At 26.9% G+C, this 1,959-nt stretch carries 1 protein-coding gene; it reads right to left on the minus strand.

The window, feature by feature from the left end; all coding sequences use genetic code 11:
• Window positions 1-229: 229 nt before the first annotated feature.
• Complete coding sequence (locus tag J2Z35_RS14515) at window positions 230-1,783, minus strand: GGDEF domain-containing protein (protein WP_209662121.1); 1,554 nt, start codon at window positions 1,781-1,783, stop codon at window positions 230-232.
• Between the last annotated feature and the right edge of the window lie 176 nt (window positions 1,784-1,959).

The following is a 1,959-nucleotide window of genomic DNA, read 5'->3' on the forward strand; positions in this document are numbered from 1 at the left end:
GAAAAGCTTGTTTTATATGTCTAAAGTATACTATTAACCTGTCAATTATTGAATTTTCAAGGTTCATAGGTTTTATTTGTGTGCGAAGTTTAAGTTATTTATCTAAAGCTAACTTGTTTTAATTTCTCACTATCTGTTAATCATAATTATAGATTTAGTCTTTTTATTCTCATACATTTTTTGATCTGCTCTATGCATCATTTTTTGCCATGTTTCATCTAACTTAGGATTATAAGTTATTGAACCCATTGCAATACCAAAAAATGTATGGGAGCGTTTTGCTAAAATCCTTGATTTTTTCATTTAAAATTTCTACTCGTTTTTCAATTGTGCGTACATCTGAACTTGTTAAAACACATGCATATTCATCTCCACCAATCCTATAACAAAGTCCTAGACCATCAAAAGAATCACTTAGTAGATTATAGGCAGATTTAATGGCATAGTCCCCTTCAACATGCCCAAAATTATCATTTATGTTCTTTAATCCATTCAAATCAAAAATCATAAGTCTTAAATGATTTCTTAAATCTGGATTCGAAAAAATATTTTCTAAATCTTTTTCAAATGCCATTCTATTTAATCCACCAGTAACACGATCTTGATAAGCTAATTGTTCATAATGTTCAGCTTCTAAGCTCTTTTCAACATAATGAATCAATTTAAAAATTGACTCCATTACTTGTATAAGTATAAACATTATCAGACCTATTCTCACATAAAATGAGGTAAGAGTATAATCATTAAAATAAAAATCTATCATCTCCAGTAATCCAAATATTGAAAAAATTCCAAATGAAATCAGTATTCTTTTTGCCGAATTATTTTTATATTTATAACCTTCTAACAAAAGCGTTACTATCAATAAAATTAAACCTATTAAAATAAGAAAATGAGTGATTCTTACGCTATCATAAAAATAAACTAGTCCCGAAAATTGTAAAAACAAAATCAATAATAGATTTACTAGAAATATAGCTATTAAGGTATTATAAATTTTTTTAAAGTTTTGAATCTCATTTTCTTTAATATAAAAAAGAATAGGTATTGGAAAAATTGATAACATAATATAAGCTAAAGAGCCTAAAATCAATGGAGAACCTATGAAAAATTGTAGCATTCTTGATTCTGCAATTAACCAAAGTGAAATAAAAACAGTAAACAAACCTAAATTTATAAATTGCCAACTTCTAAGTGGCTTTATTACAATAGAAAATATGATAATTATGATTCCAAAAATAAAAATCATTATAGAGCTAAAAAAACCCCATCCATATACCTGCTGTATATGAAAATTCAAATCACTTCTGCTACCATAAAAAATTTCATTGATTAAACCAGACATATCAGATATATGACTGCTTAATGTGATTTTTAGTTCCTTTCCATTAGAACCTTCTGGAATTTCTACAAGATGCCAAGCACTAACCATAGGGTGTCTAATTACTCCATCGCTTTTGTAGGCTGCTTTATATATAAGCTCATCATCTAGCCTAACTTCCACTTCCTGGAGGGATCCTCTAATCCCTATTATTTGACTAATAAAAAATTCATCATCTAATATCCTTGAAATACTATAAGGTGTATCTTTAGGTACATCCAATTTTGTAGGCAAATCAATTTTTTCATTTTTTTCCACTAAAACCCACTGATCATTTAGGTAGCTACTTAATTCACTTGTTATTCTTAATGATTGAAAATCAAAATAATTAGAAAAATAAAAACCCGAAACAAAGATTAAAAAAATAATGGGTATGCAAATGTATCGAATGTGTTTTTTCATAAAAACCTCATTTCTAAACTAAGGAAAATTATCAATCTACTTATATGATAACAGTATATTTTGATATTTCCAGTAAGATTAAACCCGAATTATTCATAAAAAAATAATTTAGGCTCTTAATTCAGAAATTAGAAAATTCCACAATAAAAGTTCTTAATTTTAGTTTTCTACTCAAA

Source organism: Acetoanaerobium pronyense (assembly GCF_017874355.1).
Taxonomy (GTDB): domain Bacteria; phylum Bacillota; class Clostridia; order Peptostreptococcales; family Filifactoraceae; genus Acetoanaerobium; species Acetoanaerobium pronyense.

Excerpts from the sequence above, each read along its gene's own strand:
- J2Z35_RS14515 (WP_209662121.1), bottom strand. The coding sequence starts at position 1,783 with ATGAAAAAACACATTCGATACATTTGCATACCCATTATTTTTTTAATC.